This is a genomic window from Rhizobium sp. 05L429 (genome assembly GCF_056397645.1).
This window is the reverse complement of sequence record NZ_JBFTNV010000050.1, coordinates 1-17,037: the sequence shown is the minus strand read 5'-3', so window position 1 is coordinate 17,037 and position 17,037 is coordinate 1. Positions and strand designations below refer to the sequence as shown.

Annotated in this window: 21 protein-coding genes; 8 read left to right on the top strand and 13 right to left on the bottom strand. The window is 60.0% G+C overall.

Translation table 11 applies throughout. The annotated features are described in order from the left end of the window. Nucleotides 1–9: 9 nt before the first annotated feature. Both msrQ and msrP read right to left on the bottom strand, forming a co-directional pair. Complete coding sequence (msrQ, locus tag AC1DNW_RS33490) at nt 10–672, bottom strand: protein-methionine-sulfoxide reductase heme-binding subunit MsrQ (RefSeq protein WP_113297877.1); 663 nt, start codon at nt 670–672, stop codon at nt 10–12. Further along, nucleotides 672–1,619: a protein-methionine-sulfoxide reductase catalytic subunit MsrP gene (gene msrP, locus AC1DNW_RS33485; RefSeq protein WP_113309265.1), complete on the bottom strand. Its 948-nt coding sequence runs from the start codon at nt 1,617–1,619 to the stop codon at nt 672–674. Before msrP ends, msrQ begins: the two co-directional genes overlap by 1 nt. 318 nt (nt 1,620–1,937) lie before the next feature. On the opposite strand from msrP, the gene ilvD reads away from it, so the two are divergent. Next, entirely contained in the window at nt 1,938–3,776 is a 1,839-nt protein-coding gene (gene ilvD / locus AC1DNW_RS33480) for a dihydroxy-acid dehydratase (RefSeq protein WP_113297875.1), read from the top strand. A 58-nt stretch (nt 3,777–3,834) separates the two neighbouring features. Here ilvD and AC1DNW_RS33475 read toward each other — a convergent pair whose 3' ends face one another. Then, nucleotides 3,835–4,239, bottom strand: a complete 405-nt coding sequence (locus AC1DNW_RS33475) for a GFA family protein (RefSeq protein ID WP_113309264.1) — start codon at nt 4,237–4,239, stop codon at nt 3,835–3,837. A gap of 75 nt (nt 4,240–4,314) precedes the next feature. On the opposite strand from AC1DNW_RS33475, the gene AC1DNW_RS33470 reads away from it, so the two are divergent. After that, nucleotides 4,315–4,773 (top strand): MarR family winged helix-turn-helix transcriptional regulator, encoded by a 459-nt coding sequence (locus AC1DNW_RS33470; protein ID WP_477855555.1) that lies wholly within the window; start codon nt 4,315–4,317, stop codon nt 4,771–4,773. Nucleotides 4,774–4,779: 6 nt separating this feature from the next. Here AC1DNW_RS33470 and AC1DNW_RS33465 read toward each other — a convergent pair whose 3' ends face one another. Continuing rightward, a complete protein-coding gene (locus AC1DNW_RS33465; RefSeq protein ID WP_113309262.1) occupies nt 4,780–5,130 on the bottom strand; it encodes a lysozyme inhibitor LprI family protein in 351 nt (116 codons plus the stop codon). A gap of 287 nt (nt 5,131–5,417) precedes the next feature. Between AC1DNW_RS33465 and AC1DNW_RS33460 the strand changes: the two genes are divergently transcribed. Continuing rightward, nucleotides 5,418–6,818 carry a DegQ family serine endoprotease gene (locus AC1DNW_RS33460; RefSeq protein ID WP_113297871.1) on the top strand — a complete coding sequence of 467 codons (1,401 nt, stop codon included), beginning with the start codon at nt 5,418–5,420 and terminating at the stop codon, nt 6,816–6,818. Next, nucleotides 6,815–8,131 carry a replication-associated recombination protein A gene (locus AC1DNW_RS33455; protein WP_477855554.1) on the top strand — a complete coding sequence of 439 codons (1,317 nt, stop codon included), beginning with the start codon at nt 6,815–6,817 and terminating at the stop codon, nt 8,129–8,131. Before AC1DNW_RS33460 ends, AC1DNW_RS33455 begins: the two co-directional genes overlap by 4 nt. Before the next feature lie 18 nt (nt 8,132–8,149). Here AC1DNW_RS33455 and AC1DNW_RS33450 read toward each other — a convergent pair whose 3' ends face one another. From AC1DNW_RS33450 to AC1DNW_RS33420, 7 genes are all read right to left on the bottom strand, one after another. Beyond that, complete coding sequence (locus AC1DNW_RS33450) at nt 8,150–8,455, bottom strand: DUF1883 domain-containing protein (protein ID WP_113297869.1); 306 nt, start codon at nt 8,453–8,455, stop codon at nt 8,150–8,152. Nucleotides 8,456–8,579: 124 nt separating this feature from the next. Continuing rightward, nucleotides 8,580–8,843, bottom strand: coding sequence for a hypothetical protein (locus AC1DNW_RS33445; protein ID WP_113297868.1), 264 nt, complete (start codon nt 8,841–8,843; stop codon nt 8,580–8,582). A gap of 23 nt (nt 8,844–8,866) precedes the next feature. Beyond that, the gene (locus AC1DNW_RS33440; protein ID WP_113309261.1) at nt 8,867–9,052 is read right to left on the bottom strand and encodes a hypothetical protein; all 186 of its coding nucleotides are present in this window, start codon (nt 9,050–9,052) and stop codon (nt 8,867–8,869) included. A gap of 122 nt (nt 9,053–9,174) precedes the next feature. Beyond that, nucleotides 9,175–10,095: a 4-hydroxy-tetrahydrodipicolinate synthase gene (gene dapA, locus AC1DNW_RS33435; protein WP_477855553.1), complete on the bottom strand. Its 921-nt coding sequence runs from the start codon at nt 10,093–10,095 to the stop codon at nt 9,175–9,177. 9 nt (nt 10,096–10,104) lie between these two features. After that, nucleotides 10,105–10,251 (bottom strand): hypothetical protein, encoded by a 147-nt coding sequence (locus tag AC1DNW_RS33430; protein ID WP_477837164.1) that lies wholly within the window; start codon nt 10,249–10,251, stop codon nt 10,105–10,107. A 115-nt stretch (nt 10,252–10,366) separates the two neighbouring features. Beyond that, entirely contained in the window at nt 10,367–11,371 is a 1,005-nt protein-coding gene (locus AC1DNW_RS33425; protein ID WP_113309259.1) for a 2-dehydropantoate 2-reductase, read from the bottom strand. A 153-nt stretch (nt 11,372–11,524) separates the two neighbouring features. Continuing rightward, nucleotides 11,525–12,364 carry an oxidoreductase gene (locus AC1DNW_RS33420; protein WP_477855552.1) on the bottom strand — a complete coding sequence of 280 codons (840 nt, stop codon included), beginning with the start codon at nt 12,362–12,364 and terminating at the stop codon, nt 11,525–11,527. Nucleotides 12,365–12,488: 124 nt separating this feature from the next. On the opposite strand from AC1DNW_RS33420, the gene AC1DNW_RS33415 reads away from it, so the two are divergent. After that, entirely contained in the window at nt 12,489–13,376 is an 888-nt protein-coding gene (locus tag AC1DNW_RS33415; RefSeq protein ID WP_477837160.1) for a LysR family transcriptional regulator, read from the top strand. Nucleotides 13,377–13,380: 4 nt separating this feature from the next. On the opposite strand, the gene AC1DNW_RS33410 is transcribed toward AC1DNW_RS33415, so the two are convergent. Beyond that, a complete protein-coding gene (locus tag AC1DNW_RS33410) occupies nt 13,381–13,803 on the bottom strand; it encodes a lipocalin-like domain-containing protein (protein ID WP_477855551.1) in 423 nt (140 codons plus the stop codon). 305 nt (nt 13,804–14,108) lie between these two features. Here AC1DNW_RS33410 and AC1DNW_RS33405 point away from each other — a divergent pair, with 305 nt between their 5' ends. Then, the gene (locus AC1DNW_RS33405) at nt 14,109–15,038 is read left to right on the top strand and encodes an alpha/beta hydrolase (protein WP_477855565.1); all 930 of its coding nucleotides are present in this window, start codon (nt 14,109–14,111) and stop codon (nt 15,036–15,038) included. Nucleotides 15,039–15,069: 31 nt separating this feature from the next. Here AC1DNW_RS33405 and AC1DNW_RS33400 read toward each other — a convergent pair whose 3' ends face one another. Then, complete coding sequence (locus tag AC1DNW_RS33400) at nt 15,070–15,675, bottom strand: carboxymuconolactone decarboxylase family protein (protein ID WP_113309256.1); 606 nt, start codon at nt 15,673–15,675, stop codon at nt 15,070–15,072. A gap of 524 nt (nt 15,676–16,199) precedes the next feature. Between AC1DNW_RS33400 and AC1DNW_RS33395 the strand changes: the two genes are divergently transcribed. Further along, nucleotides 16,200–16,688, top strand: a complete 489-nt coding sequence (locus tag AC1DNW_RS33395; RefSeq protein ID WP_113309255.1) for a GAF domain-containing protein — start codon at nt 16,200–16,202, stop codon at nt 16,686–16,688. A gap of 136 nt (nt 16,689–16,824) precedes the next feature. Continuing rightward, the coding region (locus tag AC1DNW_RS33390) for a dihydroxyacetone kinase subunit DhaK (RefSeq protein WP_477855550.1) at nt 16,825–17,037 on the top strand (213 nt) is incomplete at its 3' end.

Here is a 17,037-nt window from a genome sequence, read left to right as displayed (position 1 = left end):
AGCGGACCTTTACGAAGCCGATGACGCCACGGCGCGGGCGCGGCTTGATCGTCCTTGACCCTTTTTCCTGCTCCGCCCGATTGGCTTGTAGGAGCGGTAGAGGATCAGCGCGATGACCAGGCCAACGTAGATATACTGCTCGAGATCGAGGATTTTCGTCGACAGCGCAAAGTGCAGCGCTGCTGAGGCCGCGATGATATAGATGAGGCGGTGCAGCCAGATCCAGTTCTTGCCGAGCCTGCGGATCGAGAAATTGTTGGATGTGACGGCGAGCGGCACGAGCATCGCAAGGGCACCCATGCCAAACATGATGAAGGGACGCTTCAGCACATCGTCGATGACGGCAGCGATATCAAGCGCCTGGTCGAGCACCATATAGACGGTGAAATGCATCAGAGCATAGTAGAAGGTCAGAAGGCCGAGCGCCCGGCGGTAACGCAGATAGTTCCAGCCGAGGAGATCGCGGGCAGGGGTAACTGCCAGTGTCAGGATGAGGAAGCGGATGGTCCATATGCCGAGGAAAAGCTCGAAGGTCTTCACCGGATCGGCGCCGAGCTGATCCGTCGCGCCGAGATAGAAAGTCCAGGCGGCGGGCATAAGCCCGACGACATAGAGCAGCCAGACGGAAGCCGGCTGCCAGCGCTTCGGAATGGCGAACGAAAAAGCCGCCATCAGAAATTCGCCTTTAGATCCATGCCGGAATAGAGGCTGGCCACGTCATCGGCATAGCCGTTGAAGGGCAGGGTGGGGTGGCGGCTGGCGCCGAAGAAACCGCTTTCGCCGATGCGCCGCTCTGTCGCCTGGCTCCAGCGCGGGTGATCAACCGCTGGATTGACGTTGGCGTAGAAGCCGTATTCCTGCGGGTTGGTGACCTGCCAGGTATTCTTCGGCTGCTGATCGGTGAGCGTGATGCGCACGATCGACTTGATGCCCTTGAAACCGTATTTCCACGGCACGACGAGGCGAACCGGGGCGCCGTTCTGGTTCGGCAACGTCTCGCCATAGAGCCCGACGGCAAGCAGCGTCAGCGGATGGCGAGCCTCGTCTATGCGAAGGCCCTCGACATAGGGCCAGGCCAGTGACTGGAAGAAGCCGGCCTGACCGGGCATTTCCTCCGGCCGCACGATGGTCTCGAAGGCGACATATTTGGCGCTGCCCTGCGGCTCCACCTTGTCGAGAAGTGAAGCAAGCGGAAAGCCGTCCCACGGAATGACCATCGACCAGGCTTCCACGCAGCGCATGCGGTAGGTGCGGTCCTCGATCGGGAATTCCTTCATCAGCGTCTCGATGTCGAAGGTGCCGGGTTTGTTGACCATGCCATCGACCTTGATCGTCCAGGGCAGCGGCTTGAACTTACCGGAAAGTGCAGCCGGATCGCCTTTGTCGAGGCCGAATTCATAGAAGTTGTTATAAGTGGTGACGTCCTTGATCGGCGTCAGCTTTTCGTCGACCGTATAATTGCTCTTGATAGTCGAAAGTGCCGCAGCGCTCGCCTTGCCAGCGCCATAGAGCGCCATGGCGCCGAGCGTCGCCGCGCCGAGAAACTCCCGGCGCTTCAGGTAAACCTCGCGCGGTGTGATTTCCGAGGAGCGGATTTTGGGCGGACGATAGCTTGGCATATCGAATTCCTCTTGGGCGGGGCGGCCCTTGTGAATCTTTAAACGCAAATTGCGCGTTTCGGATCAGTGTGTATGCCCTGAATATTAGCGGCGAAAAGCCAATTTTTTGTGTTCGTCCGTGATGGAATAGTCCGTAACAAAAGAGCCCTTGCATCCGTATATGCTTGATGGTGCCCGTACCGCTTTGGGCATTCCCGGTAGTGACAGCTTGGGCCGATTGGATTAGGACAATTCCAAAAAGCAGCGACTGCCCGGCCTTCGCAAATCCTTTGCCGCCTCGCATCGCCAGACCATTCCTGGATATTGAGGAAGACACCGATGCCAGCTTATCGTTCCAGAACCACGACCCACGGCCGCAACATGGCAGGCGCGCGCGGCCTTTGGCGCGCCACGGGCATGAAGGATTCGGATTTCGGCAAGCCGATTATCGCGGTGGTGAACTCCTTCACTCAGTTCGTGCCCGGCCACGTTCATCTCAAGGATCTCGGCCAGCTCGTCGCTCGCGAAATCGAAGCGGCCGGCGGTGTCGCCAAGGAGTTCAACACCATCGCTGTCGATGATGGCATCGCCATGGGCCATGACGGCATGCTCTATTCGCTGCCTTCGCGCGAACTGATAGCCGACAGCGTGGAATACATGGTCAATGCGCACTGCGCCGATGCCATGGTGTGCATTTCGAACTGCGACAAGATCACCCCCGGCATGCTGATGGCGTCGCTGCGCCTCAACATACCCACTGTCTTTGTTTCCGGTGGCCCGATGGAAGCCGGCAAGGTCGTCCTGCATGGCAAGACCCACGCACTCGACCTCGTCGACGCCATGGTTGCTGCTGCCGATGACAAGATCTCAGACGAAGACGTCCAAGTCATCGAACGTTCGGCCTGTCCGACCTGCGGTTCMTGCTCCGGCATGTTTACCGCAAACTCCATGAACTGCCTGACGGAAGCCCTCGGCCTGTCGCTGCCCGGCAACGGCTCGACACTCGCCACCCACGCCGATCGCAAGCGTCTCTTCGTTGAAGCCGGCCACCTGATCGTCGACCTCGCCCGCCGTTATTATGAGCAGGAAGATGAAAAGACCCTGCCACGTGTCATCGCCTCGAAGCAGGCGTTTGAGAATGCCATGACGCTTGATATTGCCATGGGCGGCTCCACCAACACCGTTCTGCACATTCTGGCGGCTGCCCATGAAGGCGAGGTGGATTTCACCATGGCCGACATCGATGCGCTGTCGCGCCGCGTTCCCTGCCTTTCCAAGGTCGCACCTGCCAAGTCCGACGTGCACATGGAAGACGTTCACCGCGCAGGCGGCATCATGTCGATCTTGGGCGAGCTCGATAAGGGTGGCCTGCTCAATCGTGACTGCCCGACGGTTCATGCCGAAACGCTCGGCGATGCGATCGATCGTTGGGATATCACGCGCACCACCAGCGATACTGTGCGCAACTTCTACCGTGCGGCACCGGGCGGTATCCCGACACAGGTCGCCTTCAGCCAGGAAGCTCGCTGGGACGAGCTTGATACCGACCGTGTCGGCGGCGTCATTCGCTCGGTCGAGCATCCCTTCTCCAAGGATGGCGGCCTTGCTGTCCTCAAGGGTAATCTGGCGGTCGATGGCTGCATCGTGAAGACTGCCGGTGTCGATGAATCGATCCTGAAATTCTCTGGCCCGGCCCGCGTTTTCGAAAGCCAGGATGCTTCCGTCAAGGCGATCCTCGCCAATGAGGTCAAGGCCGGCGATGTCGTTGTGATCCGCTACGAAGGCCCCAAGGGCGGCCCCGGCATGCAGGAAATGCTCTATCCGACGAGTTATCTGAAGTCGAAGGGCCTCGGCAAGGCGTGTGCGCTGATCACCGACGGCCGGTTCTCCGGCGGCACCTCCGGTCTTTCGATCGGCCATGCTTCGCCGGAAGCGGCAAACGGCGGCACGATCGGCTTGGTGCGCGAAGGCGACATGATCGACATCGACATTCCGAACCGGACGATCAGCCTGCGCGTCGGTGACGAGGAACTTGCCGCCCGTCGCGCCGAGCAGGATCAGAAGGGCTGGCATCCGGCCGAGCCGCGMAAGCGCAATGTTTCGACTGCGCTCAAGGCTTATGCGGCCTTTGCAACCAGCGCCGACCGTGGTGCGGTTCGCGACCTGAACGCGCGCTGAGCGAACAACCTCTCAAACTGAAGATCCACTGATTAAACGTCAGTGGGTCTTTTCATGTTCAGAGATGCCGCGTTTCTGCAGGCACAGTCCACCAGCTATTGTTCCTGCCATCATAATATTGCAACGGCGCCTCGGCGAGTTCGGCAGGGTCGAGATCGTCAAGGCAGGCGAGATTGATTGACACATAGGCGCCACCCATCGCCTCGATATAACCGTCGCCATAAGCCGGTACTCCGCAATTGGCACAGAAGCGGTGATGACCGGAGAAAGTGCCGAACTGGTAATCGCTGATGCCAGTTTCCTCGCACAGCAGGCGAAAGTCCTCTGGCTTGATATTGGTGCCCCAATAGCGGAGCTTCCAGCAGATCGAGCAATTACACTTTCCCGTCCCGGCCTGAAGGTCGATATCGGCCTCGTAGCGGATCCGGCCGCAGTGACAGCTTCCGTGATAGGTCTTCTTCATATGCTCCTCCTTGCGTATCGCATTGTAGTATGACAACATATTGTCATTATCGATGTATGACAATATGTTGTCAAGATGACAAAAAAACGTACGCCCGATGGCGATGCCTTTGCTGCACTTTCCATAGCGGTGCTCCGCTTCTCGGCCCATTTGCAGGCTGTGGGCGACGCGCTTGCCAAACCCGCCGGGCAGACGAGCGCGCGCTGGCAGGTGCTTGCCGCAGCCGATCATGCGCCCATGTCGGTTGCCGATGCCGCGCGTGCGCTCGGCCTTGCGCGCCAGGGAGTGCAGCGCATTGCCGATCTGCTGGAAGGCGAGGGGTTGATTGCCTACCGCGCCAATCCTGTCCATCAGCGTGCCAAGCTGATGGAACTGACCGAGGCGGGGAAGAGGGCGCTTGCCGATATCTCCGGCCGCCAAGCCGTCTGGGCAAACGAACACGGCGCGACTTACGGCGAAGAACGGGTACGTCAGGCGGCCAGTCTCATCAACGAGATKATTGCCGATTTCCAGGGTCAGAGCACACCGGACTGAATGTCTTTAGAGTGGACGATTGATGTTCTTGTAGGTTTCGTCCATCTGCTTCAACCGCTCCTGATAGGCAGCGCCAATGCAGGCGGCATCCGGACCACAGGCCTGCCGCTTCTTCAGCCACGCGGTCTGCTCGTCCTGCAGCGTACCGCGTGCGCCCATGGCCAGCAGGCCGGACAGCAGCTCGAAGGTGGTCACCATCTTAACATCGGCGTCGTTGAGCGACCGGTCCTCGCAGATCACTTTCTCATCCGGCAGCAACTCCTTTGCATCGCAGTTGAAGCTTGCCGCCTGCGCACCGTGTGGCGCGAGCGATAAGAGAGTGGCGCAAAGCGTCGCTGATAGAATGGCTGTCTTCATGATCTTTCCCTGCTTCGTGGACACGATATTCGGTCTGCAGGAAGATGATGCAGGTTCGGTTTATGGCAAGGACGAAACCCCGCCTTCCAGCCCGATACACGCCTGCCGAATAATATCTCTCTCCGGTGACTCTGCGCAGCTTTTGGGTTTAAATATCAGCAACATGATTGATTTTCCTGATTCAAATTCCCAGATCCGGAATGCCTTATCTTCCATGCTTCCGCCCTCTTTCCTTTCTAGCGTCGGGCGCTACAACATTTTCTTGAGAGCATTTCAAAAGGATTCCCATGCAAGGCCTGTTCAAGCGCGCCTCCGTTTCCCTTCTGGCATTGACACTTCTGCTGCCGGCTGCCGCCGAAGCGCAGACCAAGACCGTGCCGGAAAGTCAGATGCAGATGCAGCTTTCCTTCGCGCCACTGGTCAAGCAGACGTCAGGCGCCGTCGTGAACGTCTATGCCGAAAAGACCGTCCGGCGTCAGTCGCCTTTTGCCGGCGATCCCTTCTTCGAGCAGTTCTTCGGCCAGCAGATGCCGAACCGGTCCGAGAAGCAGTCTTCGCTGGGGTCCGGCGTCATCATCGAGACGAACGGCACTGTGGTGACCAATAATCACGTCATCGAGGGCGCCGACGACATTAAGGTGGCGCTCTCCGACGGCCGGGAATTCCCCTGCACGGTCGTGCTGCGTGACGACCGTGTCGATCTCGCCGTGCTGAAGATCGACAGCAAGGCGGACTTCCCGGCATTGCCGATCGGCAATTCCGATGCTGTGGAAGTCGGTGATCTCGTACTGGCGATCGGCAATCCCTTTGGCGTCGGCCAGACGGTGACCAGCGGCATCGTTTCCGCACTTGCCCGCAATCAGGTCGTCAAGAACGAGTTCGGCTTCTTCATCCAGACGGACGCGTCGATCAATCCCGGCAATTCCGGCGGCGCGCTGATGAACATGAAGGGCGAACTGATCGGCATCAATACGGCGATCTTCTCGCGTGGCGGCGGTTCCAACGGTATCGGCTTTGCCATTCCCGCCAATCTCGTGAAGGTCTTCCTCGCTTCTGCCGATGCCGGCGTCAAATCCTTCGAGCGACCCTATATCGGTGCGAGCTTCGATCCGGTGACCTCTGAGGTCGCCGATGCACTCGGCCTCGACAAGGCGCGTGGCGCGCTGATCGCCAAGCTCAGTCCGGACAGTCCGGCAGCCAAAGCCGGCCTCAAGGTGGGCGAGATCATCACCGCCGTCGATGGTGTCTCCGTCGAGCATCCGGATGCGCTTCTCTATCGCCTGACGACTGCCGGTCTCGGCAAGTCGGTCAATCTGACCGTCGTCGAGAACGGGCGTGAGGAACAGATGCCGCTTGTGCTCGCCCGCGCGCCGGAAACCCAGCCGCGCGATCAGCGCACGATCGGCGGACGTACGCCCTTCACAGGTGCCGTGGTGGAAAACCTGTCGCCCCGCGTCGCCGATGAACTCCGCATGCCGCTGGATTCGACCGGTGTCGTCATCTCCGACGTGACAGGGGACTCTCCAGCTGCCCGGCTTGGTTTCGAGCCGAAGGATATTATTGTCTCCATCAATGGCGCTGAAGTGAAGACCAGCCACGACCTGCAGGAGATTGCCGATTCCGATCCGGGCCTGTGGCGGGTCGAGATCGAGCGTGATGGTCAGCGTATCCGGCAGTTCTTTCGATGAGCAATGATCTCTTCGCGCCGCGTGTTCCGGAAGAGGTCGCCAGCCGGCGCCCGCTTGCCGATCGCTTGCGGCCGAAGACGCTCGGCGAAGTCACCGGTCAGGAACATCTGACCGGTGAAGATGGTGTTCTGCGCCGAATGATCGAAAGCGGCTCACTCGGCTCCATGATCTTCTGGGGGCCGCCCGGCACCGGCAAGACGACGGTCGCGCGGTTGCTTTCCGGCGAGGCGGGTCTGGCATTCGAACAGATCTCGGCGATCTTCTCTGGCGTTGCCGATCTGAAAAAGGTCTTCGAGACAGCCCGCCTGCGTCGCATGGACGGCCGCCAGACGCTTCTTTTCGTCGATGAGATCCATCGTTTTAATCGAGCCCAGCAGGACAGCTTCCTGCCGGTCATGGAGGATGGCACGGTCATCCTCGTCGGCGCTACGACGGAAAATCCGTCCTTCGAGCTCAACGCCGCCCTTCTGTCGCGCGCGCGGGTGCTGACCTTCAAGTCGCATGAGGAACAGAGCCTCGAGGAATTGCTGAAACGTGCCGAGGCTGTCGAGCAGAAACCGCTGCCGCTGACCGAGGATGCGCGCGCCAGCCTGATCCGTATGGCCGATGGCGACGGCCGCGCGGTGCTGACCCTTGCCGAGGAAGTCTGGCGTGCTGCCCGCGAGGGCGAAACCTTCGATACCGAGGGCCTGACGCGTATCGTCCAGCGCCGGGCGCCAGTCTACGACAAGGCACAGGACGGTCATTACAATCTGATCTCGGCACTCCACAAGTCCGTCCGCGGCTCCGATCCCGATGCTGCGCTCTATTATCTCGCCCGCATGTTCGATGCCGGTGAGGATCCGCTCTATCTCGGTCGCCGGCTGGTGCGTATGGCGGTGGAGGATATCGGCCTTGCCGACCCGCAGGCGCTAGTGATCTGCAATGCCGCCAAGGATGCCTATGACTATCTCGGTTCACCGGAAGGCGAGTTGGCGTTCGCGCAAGCCTGCGTCTATCTCGCGACCGCACCGAAATCGAATGCCGTCTATACCGCCTTCAAGGCGGCGACGATGGCCGCCAAGCAGAACGGTTCGCTATTACCGCCCAAGCATATCCTCAACGCGCCGACCAAGCTGATGAAGGGCGAAGGATATGGCGATGGCTACCGCTACGACCATGACGAGCCGGATGCCTTCTCGGGCCAGGATTATTTTCCGGAAAAGATGGGCCGCCAKACCTTTTATGATCCGCCCGAGCGCGGTTTCGAACGCGAGATCCGCAAGCGGCTGGACTGGTGGGCGAAACTTCGTAAGGAGCGCAATCAGCGCTGATAGGGTTCCGCGCTGAGATCAGGAAACGCGCGACTGCGTGACGGGCGCGTTGATCAGCTTGACCGAGGAATCTGCAAGCCCGTGATGGCCTTCCATGTCGACGACAATATGCCAGTGGCCGCTTTCGGGAATGGCGAGCCTGATCGGTGATTTGCGCGCGACACCGCCGATATATTTGAAGTCGAGCACTTCGGTGAACCGCTGGAAGTTCGGGGCAGTCATCAGCCGCACATTGTTCACAGCGCTCAGCGACACCTCGACAATCGTTCCGGGGCGCTGTTCCTTGATATCATAATGGGTGAAGCGGAAGTTTGGTTTCGGCATCGGTCTCGCGGCACATGTAGTCTCTGCACGCGGGACTCTATCAGGACGGCAGTTAAGGAAAAGTTGGAAACCTTGGGCCTGGTGCCGTTCCTGCTGTGCCAAAATGGCAGGAACGACACGGTATTTAGTGGATATTGCCGGCACCACGCGCAAGAGGTGCAAAATCGAGCACCGTGCCCGTTGCCGCGCGGCAGATATCAGCGGGATTGTGGTTGCACTCTTCCGCAGCGAAATGGAGGGCTGCGGCTTCATTGACGAAGAGGCCGCCGACGAGCCCCTCGCGATCCTGGACGATCCAACCTCCGCCCTTGGCGCGGCCGACAGTGAAGCGGGCCGGACGCGTGGTGAGGGGAGCCGAAAACTGCCGGCGTTGCTGTGCATTTGCCATTGTCGTGATCCTCGATCCGGCGCTCACTGGGAGATAAGGTGAAAGCTTACCTGCACGAGCCCGGCAAAGGCCATGACGACGCCGAGCCGTGGTGCGACGGCTGCAAGGCCGACAAGTAGCGGGTGGGAGGGATCGACCGCAGCTGTATGGGCGCTTACGCTACGTTGCAGCGGGTCGGTCTTGGCATTCGTATCGGTCAGGCGTGACATCGTTTGTCCTTTCGAAGTCTAAMTCAACCGCCGTTTGAGTTCCGCGGCGGTGTCACGCTGATAAAGATAGATGCTGGCGGATAGGGTTTCCATTTGGTGCCAAAAGCGAAAATATTAAAATCTCATAGGGACAGCGCCATGCGCTGAGCGCCGCCGCCGACAAAAGGAGAAAGCGCGGCTATAATCGCGACGCGGCTTTCGGCCTCGGCCGATACGAGTGGCAGACGAAGATCGGCCGACGTGCCGCGCAGCACCTGCAACGCATATTTCACTCGGGCAGGATCACTCTCCGAACCCAGTGCCGCGACGAGCGGATGCAGCCTGTCGTTGAGCGCAAACGCTGCGGAGATATCGCTCCCATAAGCTGCCTGCTGCAGCGAGGTGACGAGCCGCGGAAGGATATTGGCGGCCGCCGACACGATGCCGTTGCCGCCCGCCAGATGAAAGKAAAGCGCCGTGCCGTCATGGCCGGACAGGAAAAGGAAGCGGCGTCGCAGTGCAGGCGGTAGGTTGGCGAAGCGGGCAATATCCCCCGTCGCATCGACGATAGCGACAATCGCATCGAGTTCGGCAAGTCGCTCCAGCGTTTCCGCCGTCAGGTCACTCGCCGTGCGAGCTGGCGCATTCTCGATCAGAACAGGCAGATTGCTTGCCGCAGCGATTTGCTGGAAATGATGGAGAATGCCCTTCTGCCCTGGCTTGGAATAATAGGGGACGGTGATAAGCACAGCGCGGGCACCGCATTCTTCCGCATCCCGGATAAGCGCGATCGTAGTCTCGGTGCAATTGGTTCCGGCCGCGGCGATCACCGGAATACGGTCCGCCGCGGCCCGGATGCAGATGTCGAGCACCATGCGGCGTTCCCGAGGTGAAAGGCTCAGCCCTTCACCCGCCGCCGTGCAGAGGGCGAGTCCATCGACGCCGCTCAGCACCTGCCATTCAACAAGAGCTTCCAATGCTGCGCTGTCGACTTCGCCGTTGCGGAACGGCGTGACGAGCGCGGTGATCGCGCCACCCGGGCGCAGTCTTCCTTTGCTGTTCATGATGGGGTCTCAGAGCGAGCCGAGGATCACATAGAGTTCGACACAGGCGAGCACGATGCCGAAGATCATCAGCGTCTGGGCCGTGCGCTTCTCACGCATCTGCCGCTTTCCGCGCGTGATGTGGTAGGGGCGAAGCGGCAAGTATCGGGAGGACATGACATCTCGCATGGCGGTAACCTTTGCTGTTGTGGCAAAGGCTACTGCCGCCTCCGATAGGAAATCCATTCGGAGTGGAGATCGAAGATATAGGAATCGCATAAAGAGGCCGATGTCAGCCGCCCCGCTGGTTTTCCTTGTCGAGCTGCGTGACCAGCGCGAGCACGACTTCCGAGACGGGCGTCGGCACGTTGGCAGTGCGTCCGAGTGCCACGACCATACCGACGAGCGGCACGATTTCCAGCGCTTTGCCGGCCAGAAGATCTTGAAGCATTGATGTGCGTACAGGGCCGATATTGCGCGACTGCTCGAGCCTTTCCTCGATGGTGATGCTGAATTTCGCGCCAAGGGCACTTCCAACGGCGCGCACTTCCTTCATGATCTTGCCGACCATGTCGAACAGCGACGGATCGGCCATGATGTCGGTCATCAAGGCGCGCGTCAGGGCGCTGAGAGGGTTGAAAGCCGCATTGCCCGTCAGTTTGCTCCAGATCTCGTCGCGAATGCGTGGCGTGGTCGAAACATTGAGGCCTGCCTTGGCAAAGAGGCCGGCAACGGTTTCGAGATCGGTCGACATCTCGCCCGACGGTTCGCCAAGCACGAAACGACCAACATTGGAAAGGCGGATCTCGCCGGGATTGACGACCTCGGCGCCCTGCAGTGCCACGCAGCCGATCACCCGCTCCGGCCCGATCAGGTGCCACAGCTTACCGCCGGGATCGAGCTCTTCGAGCTGAAGTTCGGCATGGCCGCTTTGCGTATCCCGGTGGAAATACCACCAGGGAATACCGTTCAGCACCATGACGACGCGGGTGTTTTCCTTCAGCAGGGTGGCCATGTCTTCTGCCGCAGGACTAAGTTGATGGCCTTTGAGGCCGGTGATGATGAGGTCTTGCGGGGGCAGCGTTGTCGGATCGTTTGTTGCCGTGATCCGTACATTGATCGGCCTGTCTGCATCTGCTTCATGAAGGGAAAGGCCGCGTTCACAGATCGCGTCTAGATGCGCACCCCGCGCGACGACCGAGACGGTCACGTCATCGCCGAGCCGGCTTGCCAGCTTGACGGCGATTGCACCTCCGAGTGCGCCGGCTCCGTAGATGCAAATGGATTTGATAGTCATGCCTTGCCCTTCCGCATTCGTGATGACGCCCGTAGATTTAGGTCATCGCTGCGCCGGCGCGAGTGAAAATCTTGCCGATGCGACGATCTTCACGCCGAAATGAATGAAGCGCGCCGGAGGGCGCGCTTGTTGCTGTGGGAAAGTCAGGCCTTCTCAGGCAGTCTGTTCGAAATCCGTGGAGACGGCGAGCTTGCGCCACTGGGCCAGTTCCTTCTCCACGCTGGCATTTTCTTCTTCGATCTTGGCAACCGTATCGCTGCCGAAAGGCATGCGCAGCGGCGGGTTGGCCGAGTTCACCATCTCGATGATGCCGGCAGTTAACTTTGCCGGGTCGCCCGGCTGGGCATGGTTGGCGTCGGCTGCGAAGTCGCGCATGTTGCCGGCCGGCGTGCCGACATAATCAGGAATGGAGGCCGGGCTGACCGCCAGCGAATTGTCATGCAGGAAGTCCGTGCGGAAGAAGCCGGGCTCGACGATCGTGACCTTGATGCCGAAGGGTTCGACTTCGGTCGCCAGCGATTCCGACAGGCCTTCGACGGCAAACTTCGTGGAGCCATAGACGCCCCAGCCGGGGAAGCCGTAGTAACCGCCGATCGAGGAGAAGTTCAGGATATGGCCGGCGCGCTGGCGGCGCATATAGGGCAGCACGGCGCGGGTGACCTTTAAGAGGYCGAAGACGTTGGTGGCATAGATCTTTTCGATCTCTTCGGCAGTTGCTTCCTCGACAGCGCCGAGCAGGCCGTAACCGGCATTGTTGGCGAGGATATCGATGCGGCCGAAGCGGGCGATGGCGGCAGCCGCGGCTTGCCTGGCTTGGTCTTCGTTGGTGACGTCGAGAGCGACGGCAAGCAGGTTCGCATGATCGCCGAACTGTTCGGTGATAGTCTTGGGGTTGCGAGCGGTGGCAACGACAGCGTCGCCGGCGGCAAGAGCGTCCTTGGTCATCAGCGCGCCGAAACCACGCGATGCACCCGTAATGAACCAGACTTTCATGGCAATTCCCTTTCGTCAGAGTGTTTGTTTCAGCAGTGCGTTGCTGACGAAGAGGAATTTGACGCAAATCTCGCTGATGTATAAGATTTGTTATTTGAGATGCTATGATGAGTGAAATTCAGCAATGAGAGCGACCGAGCTTTCCGAAATGGCGGCTTTTGTCGCTGTCGCCAGGCACAAGAGCTTTCGCAAGGCGGGAGAGGAGAGGGGTGTCACAGCCTCCGCGATCAGCCATGCCGTGCTCAATCTGGAAGACCGCATCGGCATTCGCCTCTTGAATCGTACGACCCGCAGCGTTTCGCTGACAGAGGCTGGCGAACTGTTGCGCTCTCATCTCGATCCGGCCTTCGGCGAGATCAATTCTGCACTCGATGCGCTGAACCGTTTCCGCGATACGCCCTTCGGTCGTGTCCGCATTAATGTCGGCAATTCCATTGCGCCCTTCGTCGTCGGCCAGGTCATCGGGCCGCTATTGATGAAGAACCCGAACCTGCAGCTTGAAATCGCGGCAACGGACCGGCTGGTGGATATCGTCGAGGAGGGGTTCGATGGCGGCATTCGCTTCGGCGAGCGTGTCACCGAAGGGATGATCGCCGTGCGCATCAAGCCGCGCATGCGCCTCGTCGTCGTCGGGGCACCCGCCTATTTCGAAACCCGGCCGAAGCCGCAGACGCCACATGACCTGAAGCGGCATATCTGCGTCCAGAACATGTTCCCCTCAGGCGTGCGTTACCCCTGGGATTTTGAAAAGGACGGGCAGGCCATAACCTTCCACCCAACCGGCCCGCTTTCCCTAGACGATCACGAATTGATGACGGCGGCGGCGCTCAGCGGCGTTGCACTCGCCTATGTCTGGGAGGGCAGGGCGGTGCCGTTGATCGCGAGCAATCAGTTGATCCAGGTACTGGACGAATGGTGCCAGCCGGAGGAGCCGCTTTATCTCTATTATCCCAGCCGACGACATATTTCGGCAGGATTCCGGACAGTGATCGACGCGATCCGGGGTGATTGAGTGGTCAGAGCTTGCGGAATTCCAKCCGGTAGACGACATCCTCTCCCGTGACCGGATCGGTGCCGGGCGCGTCACTGATGACGAGCGTGTCACCTTCCATATGTAGAGGCCGGACGAGAGGGCGCTCCCATGTCGGGTTCCAGGCGGCCTCGACATGATGGATCACCCTGTCGCCCTCCAGCGTATAGGCAGCCGTATAAGCCAGCATTGTATCGAAAAGCGCTGCCTTTTCATTATCGCTGGGGGCCTTGCCGTTGGGTTTCGGCCTGCGGCGGTTGGTGACGAAAGCCATCATCCGGCCATCGGCATGATAGGCGATATATCCGATGGGATCGGCACCCATGGCGTCGCTGACTTCCCCCGTCGCAACGACGGTTCGTGTCCAGGAAATCATTCGCCACGTCCCGAGCAGAGCGGCTCTATCCATGATCTTCCCCTCCTTAAAGTAGTCTAGCACAACTAAAAAATGCGAACTACGAACCCGGAACCTTTTGTGGTCGGAATGCTCCAGTCTGACCAGGAGAGGCTCCTGGCAATCACCCAAAACTCCCTTTTGACTCTCGGTGGCGAAGTGGTGAAGATGCGCCGCACAAAAGAAGATCAGCGCCGGAGGGGCGAATGAGGAAGCCGATTTTTTCTGCCAACAGTCGGTGGAAAGTGGAATGTCGCACGGGCCTGCTGTCAGCGCTTGCAGCCGTGGTTCTGTCTGCTCTTCCCCTCGGGGCAGAGGAGATGCCCGCACAGACACCGGCCTCTCAGGAGCAGGTGGAAAAGCTGCTTTCCCACCGGAAGGATCATTTCAAAGGTGCCGAGACCCTGCGGGACCGGCGCACCGCGTTCCGCGATTTCATGGAATCGCTGCCGGAGCCGACACGCATTCAGATCCGGCATGTCGATGCCGGCGGGGTCGAGGCCGAGCTGATCTGGCCGGCGCGCCTTCACCACCCGATCGGCCGGCGCGCGATCCTTTTCATCCATGGCGGCGGCTTTTACAGCGGCTCCATTCGCAGCCATAGCCTGCTTGCCGGCTCGCTTGCCAAGGCCGCTTCCAGCGACGTGCTGCTCATCGATTACCGGCGGACCCCGGAATACGGCTATCCCGCGCAGATCAACGACGCCTTGAGCGCCTACCGCTATCTGCTCKACAGCGGCTACAGCAACGGAAATATCATTGTTATGGGTGATGGTGCAGGCGGCAATCTCGCACTCGAAACTGTGCTGCGGCAAATGCGCTCCAGACAGCCGCTGCCGGCCGCCGTCGTGGCGCTGAGCCCGATCACTGATCTGGCTGTATCAGGCGCATCGGTCACGTCGAACGCCGCTAACGATCAGGTACTGGACAAGACTGCGCTGGAGGCGCTCCGCAAGGCCTATCTCGGTAATAATTCCGCGACGGATCCCGACATTTCCCCGCTCTATGCCGATCTCTCGGGTTTTCCGCCATTGCTGCTGCAAGTCGGTTCCGGCGAGCTGCTGCTCGACGACACGCTGCGACTTGCCGACAAGGCGCGCAAGGATGGCGTCGATGTGACAGCGCAGGTCTGGCCGGGAATGCCGCATCAATGGCAGCTTTTCCCATCCGTGCTGGATGACGCCGACAAGGCCGGCCAGAAGATCGCCGAGTTCGCGATCACGCATTTTGCAGACCCGCCAGCACAGTAAGGACCAATCCAATACCGCACGATCGCAGCTCTTACGAATGGTTCGAATTCAGCCCCTCGATCGGCCGGCCGATGGTAAGCTTCTGACGAAGCTTGGGATCGAGCCGTTCGGCATAGGCATGATCGGGCGCAGCACCCAGCGCATCCAGCATCTTGGAGAAGAAACAGCGCGCTGCCGCTGCCGCGGTCACGTCGAAGATCTCCGCGTCGCTCAGTTGGAGGCGCTTCAAGCCATCGATGTCCTGCTGGGTCACCGAGGTCGCGTCGCGCGCCACCTTGGCGGAAAAGTCCATGATCGCCCGCTCGACCGTATCGATCGGCGCTTTCTCGCTGCCGCCGGCGACAGCCGAAAGACTGTCATTGGTAAAGCCGTCGCGCAGCAGCACCGAACCATGTGCCAACATGCAATAGGACGACTTCAGCTCCCTGGCTGCTGCCAGCGTGACCAATTCATAACGCCGCTGGCTCATATGGCCGCGAATGCTGGCGAGCAGCGTCCCCCAGTGTTCCATCACCTCGGGCCGGTGGCCGAAGGCGCGGTACATATTCGGCAGATAGCCGTAACTCGCTTCGGCCGAGGCGTACATCGAAGCCGTCTTCTCGCTGGCAGATGCATCGGGGGTATGAATGAAGGCCATGGCATGATCCTCCCTTGATCAATTGTGAGAATAGAGCAGCATCGGATGACATCAATCTGCGCGCCGAACGCTTTGCGCAAAACGGATGCCGGATACCTTAACCGGCTGCCCGGCTCTTCCGCCGGCGATAGAATGGCAGGATGTGGCGTTCCGTCAGCGACGCCATGATGATCTCGCCCGGTTCGGCCGGTGATATTCAACGTATCTCCTCAATCTCCACTGTTGCTTCGATGTCGTCATCCTCCACATGCCGCAGGAAGACATCAGCGATGAGCACATGATCCGGCTCGCTGGCCGTTGGCGCCTGAAACTGTTCCAGACGGCCACGGTGCCGCGCTTGCGCACCAGAGGCATACGGCGTCACTGCGCAAGAGGAGGGCAGCCGATATTCTGATCGTCTTCGTCAAGCGTAAATCTGATCGGATTTGCTGCCGCAATTCAATGCTGCGCTCCCGCTCGACCGTTTGTCAAAACCCGCCTGGCCGCCTATATCAGCGGTTCAGAAACAGGAAGTGGACGTGATAATGTTCCAGGCGGCATCGATCAAGGTGGATAATAAGGCCGAATTCTATCGCGAGCTCGCCCAGCAGCTGCAGGGACTGCTCGAAGGCGAGCCGGATATGATCGCAAACGCCGCCAACACCTCGGCACTGATGTTCCAGACGATGGCCGATCTCAACTGGGCGGGCTTCTATCTTCTGAAGGGCGAGGAACTGGTGCTTGGCCCGTTCCAGGGCAAGCCCGCCTGCGTGCGCATTCCTGTCGGCCGCGGCGTGTGCGGCACGGCGGTCAAGGAGCGCGCCTCGATCCTCGTGGCAGATGTTCATGCGTTTCCCGGCCATATCGCCTGCGACGCCGCATCCCGATCCGAACTCGTCGTTCCCGTCCGCAACGGTGATAAGATTATCGGCGTCATTGATCTCGACAGCCCGATTCCCGCCCGTTTCGATGCCGACGATCAGGCTGGCATCGAACGCCTGGCGGAAATCTTTGCTGCGGCAACCCGCTTCTGAGCGGACTGGTGTGGCGACGATCAGCCGCCGCGTCTCTCGCCGAGTTTGATCCTGTATTCACCTTCGGGGAAATCGTGCTAGGTCACTGATCGAGCGGCGCTCGCGTTCAGGCTAGGCTGGTTGTTGGGAGAGAACCATGAAGAAGCTGATCAACGATCCTTCCTCCGTCGTACGGGAAATGCTGGAAGGGGCCGTTGCACTCAGCCCGGCRGCCATATTGCTGGCCGACGAAAACGTCGTGATCCGGTCAGATCTTCCCGAACCTGCCAAGCGCAAGGTCGCCGTTCTCTCAGGTGGCGGCAGCGGCCACGAACCTGCCCATGCCGGCTATGTCGGCAGCGGCATGCTG

What these genes read in the sequence shown, in the direction of transcription:
- AC1DNW_RS33440 (WP_113309261.1), bottom strand. Translation starts at nt 9,052, where the DNA reads ATGTCACGCCTGACCGATACGAATGCCAAGACCGACCCGCTGCAACGT.
- msrQ (WP_113297877.1), bottom strand. Translation starts at nt 672, where the DNA reads ATGGCGGCTTTTTCGTTCGCCATTCCGAAGCGCTGGCAGCCGGCTTCC.
- AC1DNW_RS33460 (WP_113297871.1), top strand. Translation starts at nt 5,418, where the DNA reads ATGCAAGGCCTGTTCAAGCGCGCCTCCGTTTCCCTTCTGGCATTGACA.
- AC1DNW_RS33425 (WP_113309259.1), bottom strand. Translation starts at nt 11,371, where the DNA reads ATGACTATCAAATCCATTTGCATCTACGGAGCCGGCGCACTCGGAGGT.
- AC1DNW_RS33400 (WP_113309256.1), bottom strand. Translation starts at nt 15,675, where the DNA reads ATGGCCTTCATTCATACCCCCGATGCATCTGCCAGCGAGAAGACGGCT.
- AC1DNW_RS33430 (WP_477837164.1), bottom strand. Translation starts at nt 10,251, where the DNA reads ATGTCCTCCCGATACTTGCCGCTTCGCCCCTACCACATCACGCGCGGA.
- AC1DNW_RS33475 (WP_113309264.1), bottom strand. Translation starts at nt 4,239, where the DNA reads ATGAAGAAGACCTATCACGGAAGCTGTCACTGCGGCCGGATCCGCTAC.
- AC1DNW_RS33415 (WP_477837160.1), top strand. Translation starts at nt 12,489, where the DNA reads ATGAGAGCGACCGAGCTTTCCGAAATGGCGGCTTTTGTCGCTGTCGCC.
- AC1DNW_RS33465 (WP_113309262.1), bottom strand. Translation starts at nt 5,130, where the DNA reads ATGAAGACAGCCATTCTATCAGCGACGCTTTGCGCCACTCTCTTATCG.
- msrP (WP_113309265.1), bottom strand. Translation starts at nt 1,619, where the DNA reads ATGCCAAGCTATCGTCCGCCCAAAATCCGCTCCTCGGAAATCACACCG.
- AC1DNW_RS33445 (WP_113297868.1), bottom strand. Translation starts at nt 8,843, where the DNA reads ATGGCAAATGCACAGCAACGCCGGCAGTTTTCGGCTCCCCTCACCACG.
- AC1DNW_RS33395 (WP_113309255.1), top strand. Translation starts at nt 16,200, where the DNA reads ATGTTCCAGGCGGCATCGATCAAGGTGGATAATAAGGCCGAATTCTAT.
- AC1DNW_RS33450 (WP_113297869.1), bottom strand. Translation starts at nt 8,455, where the DNA reads ATGCCGAAACCAAACTTCCGCTTCACCCATTATGATATCAAGGAACAG.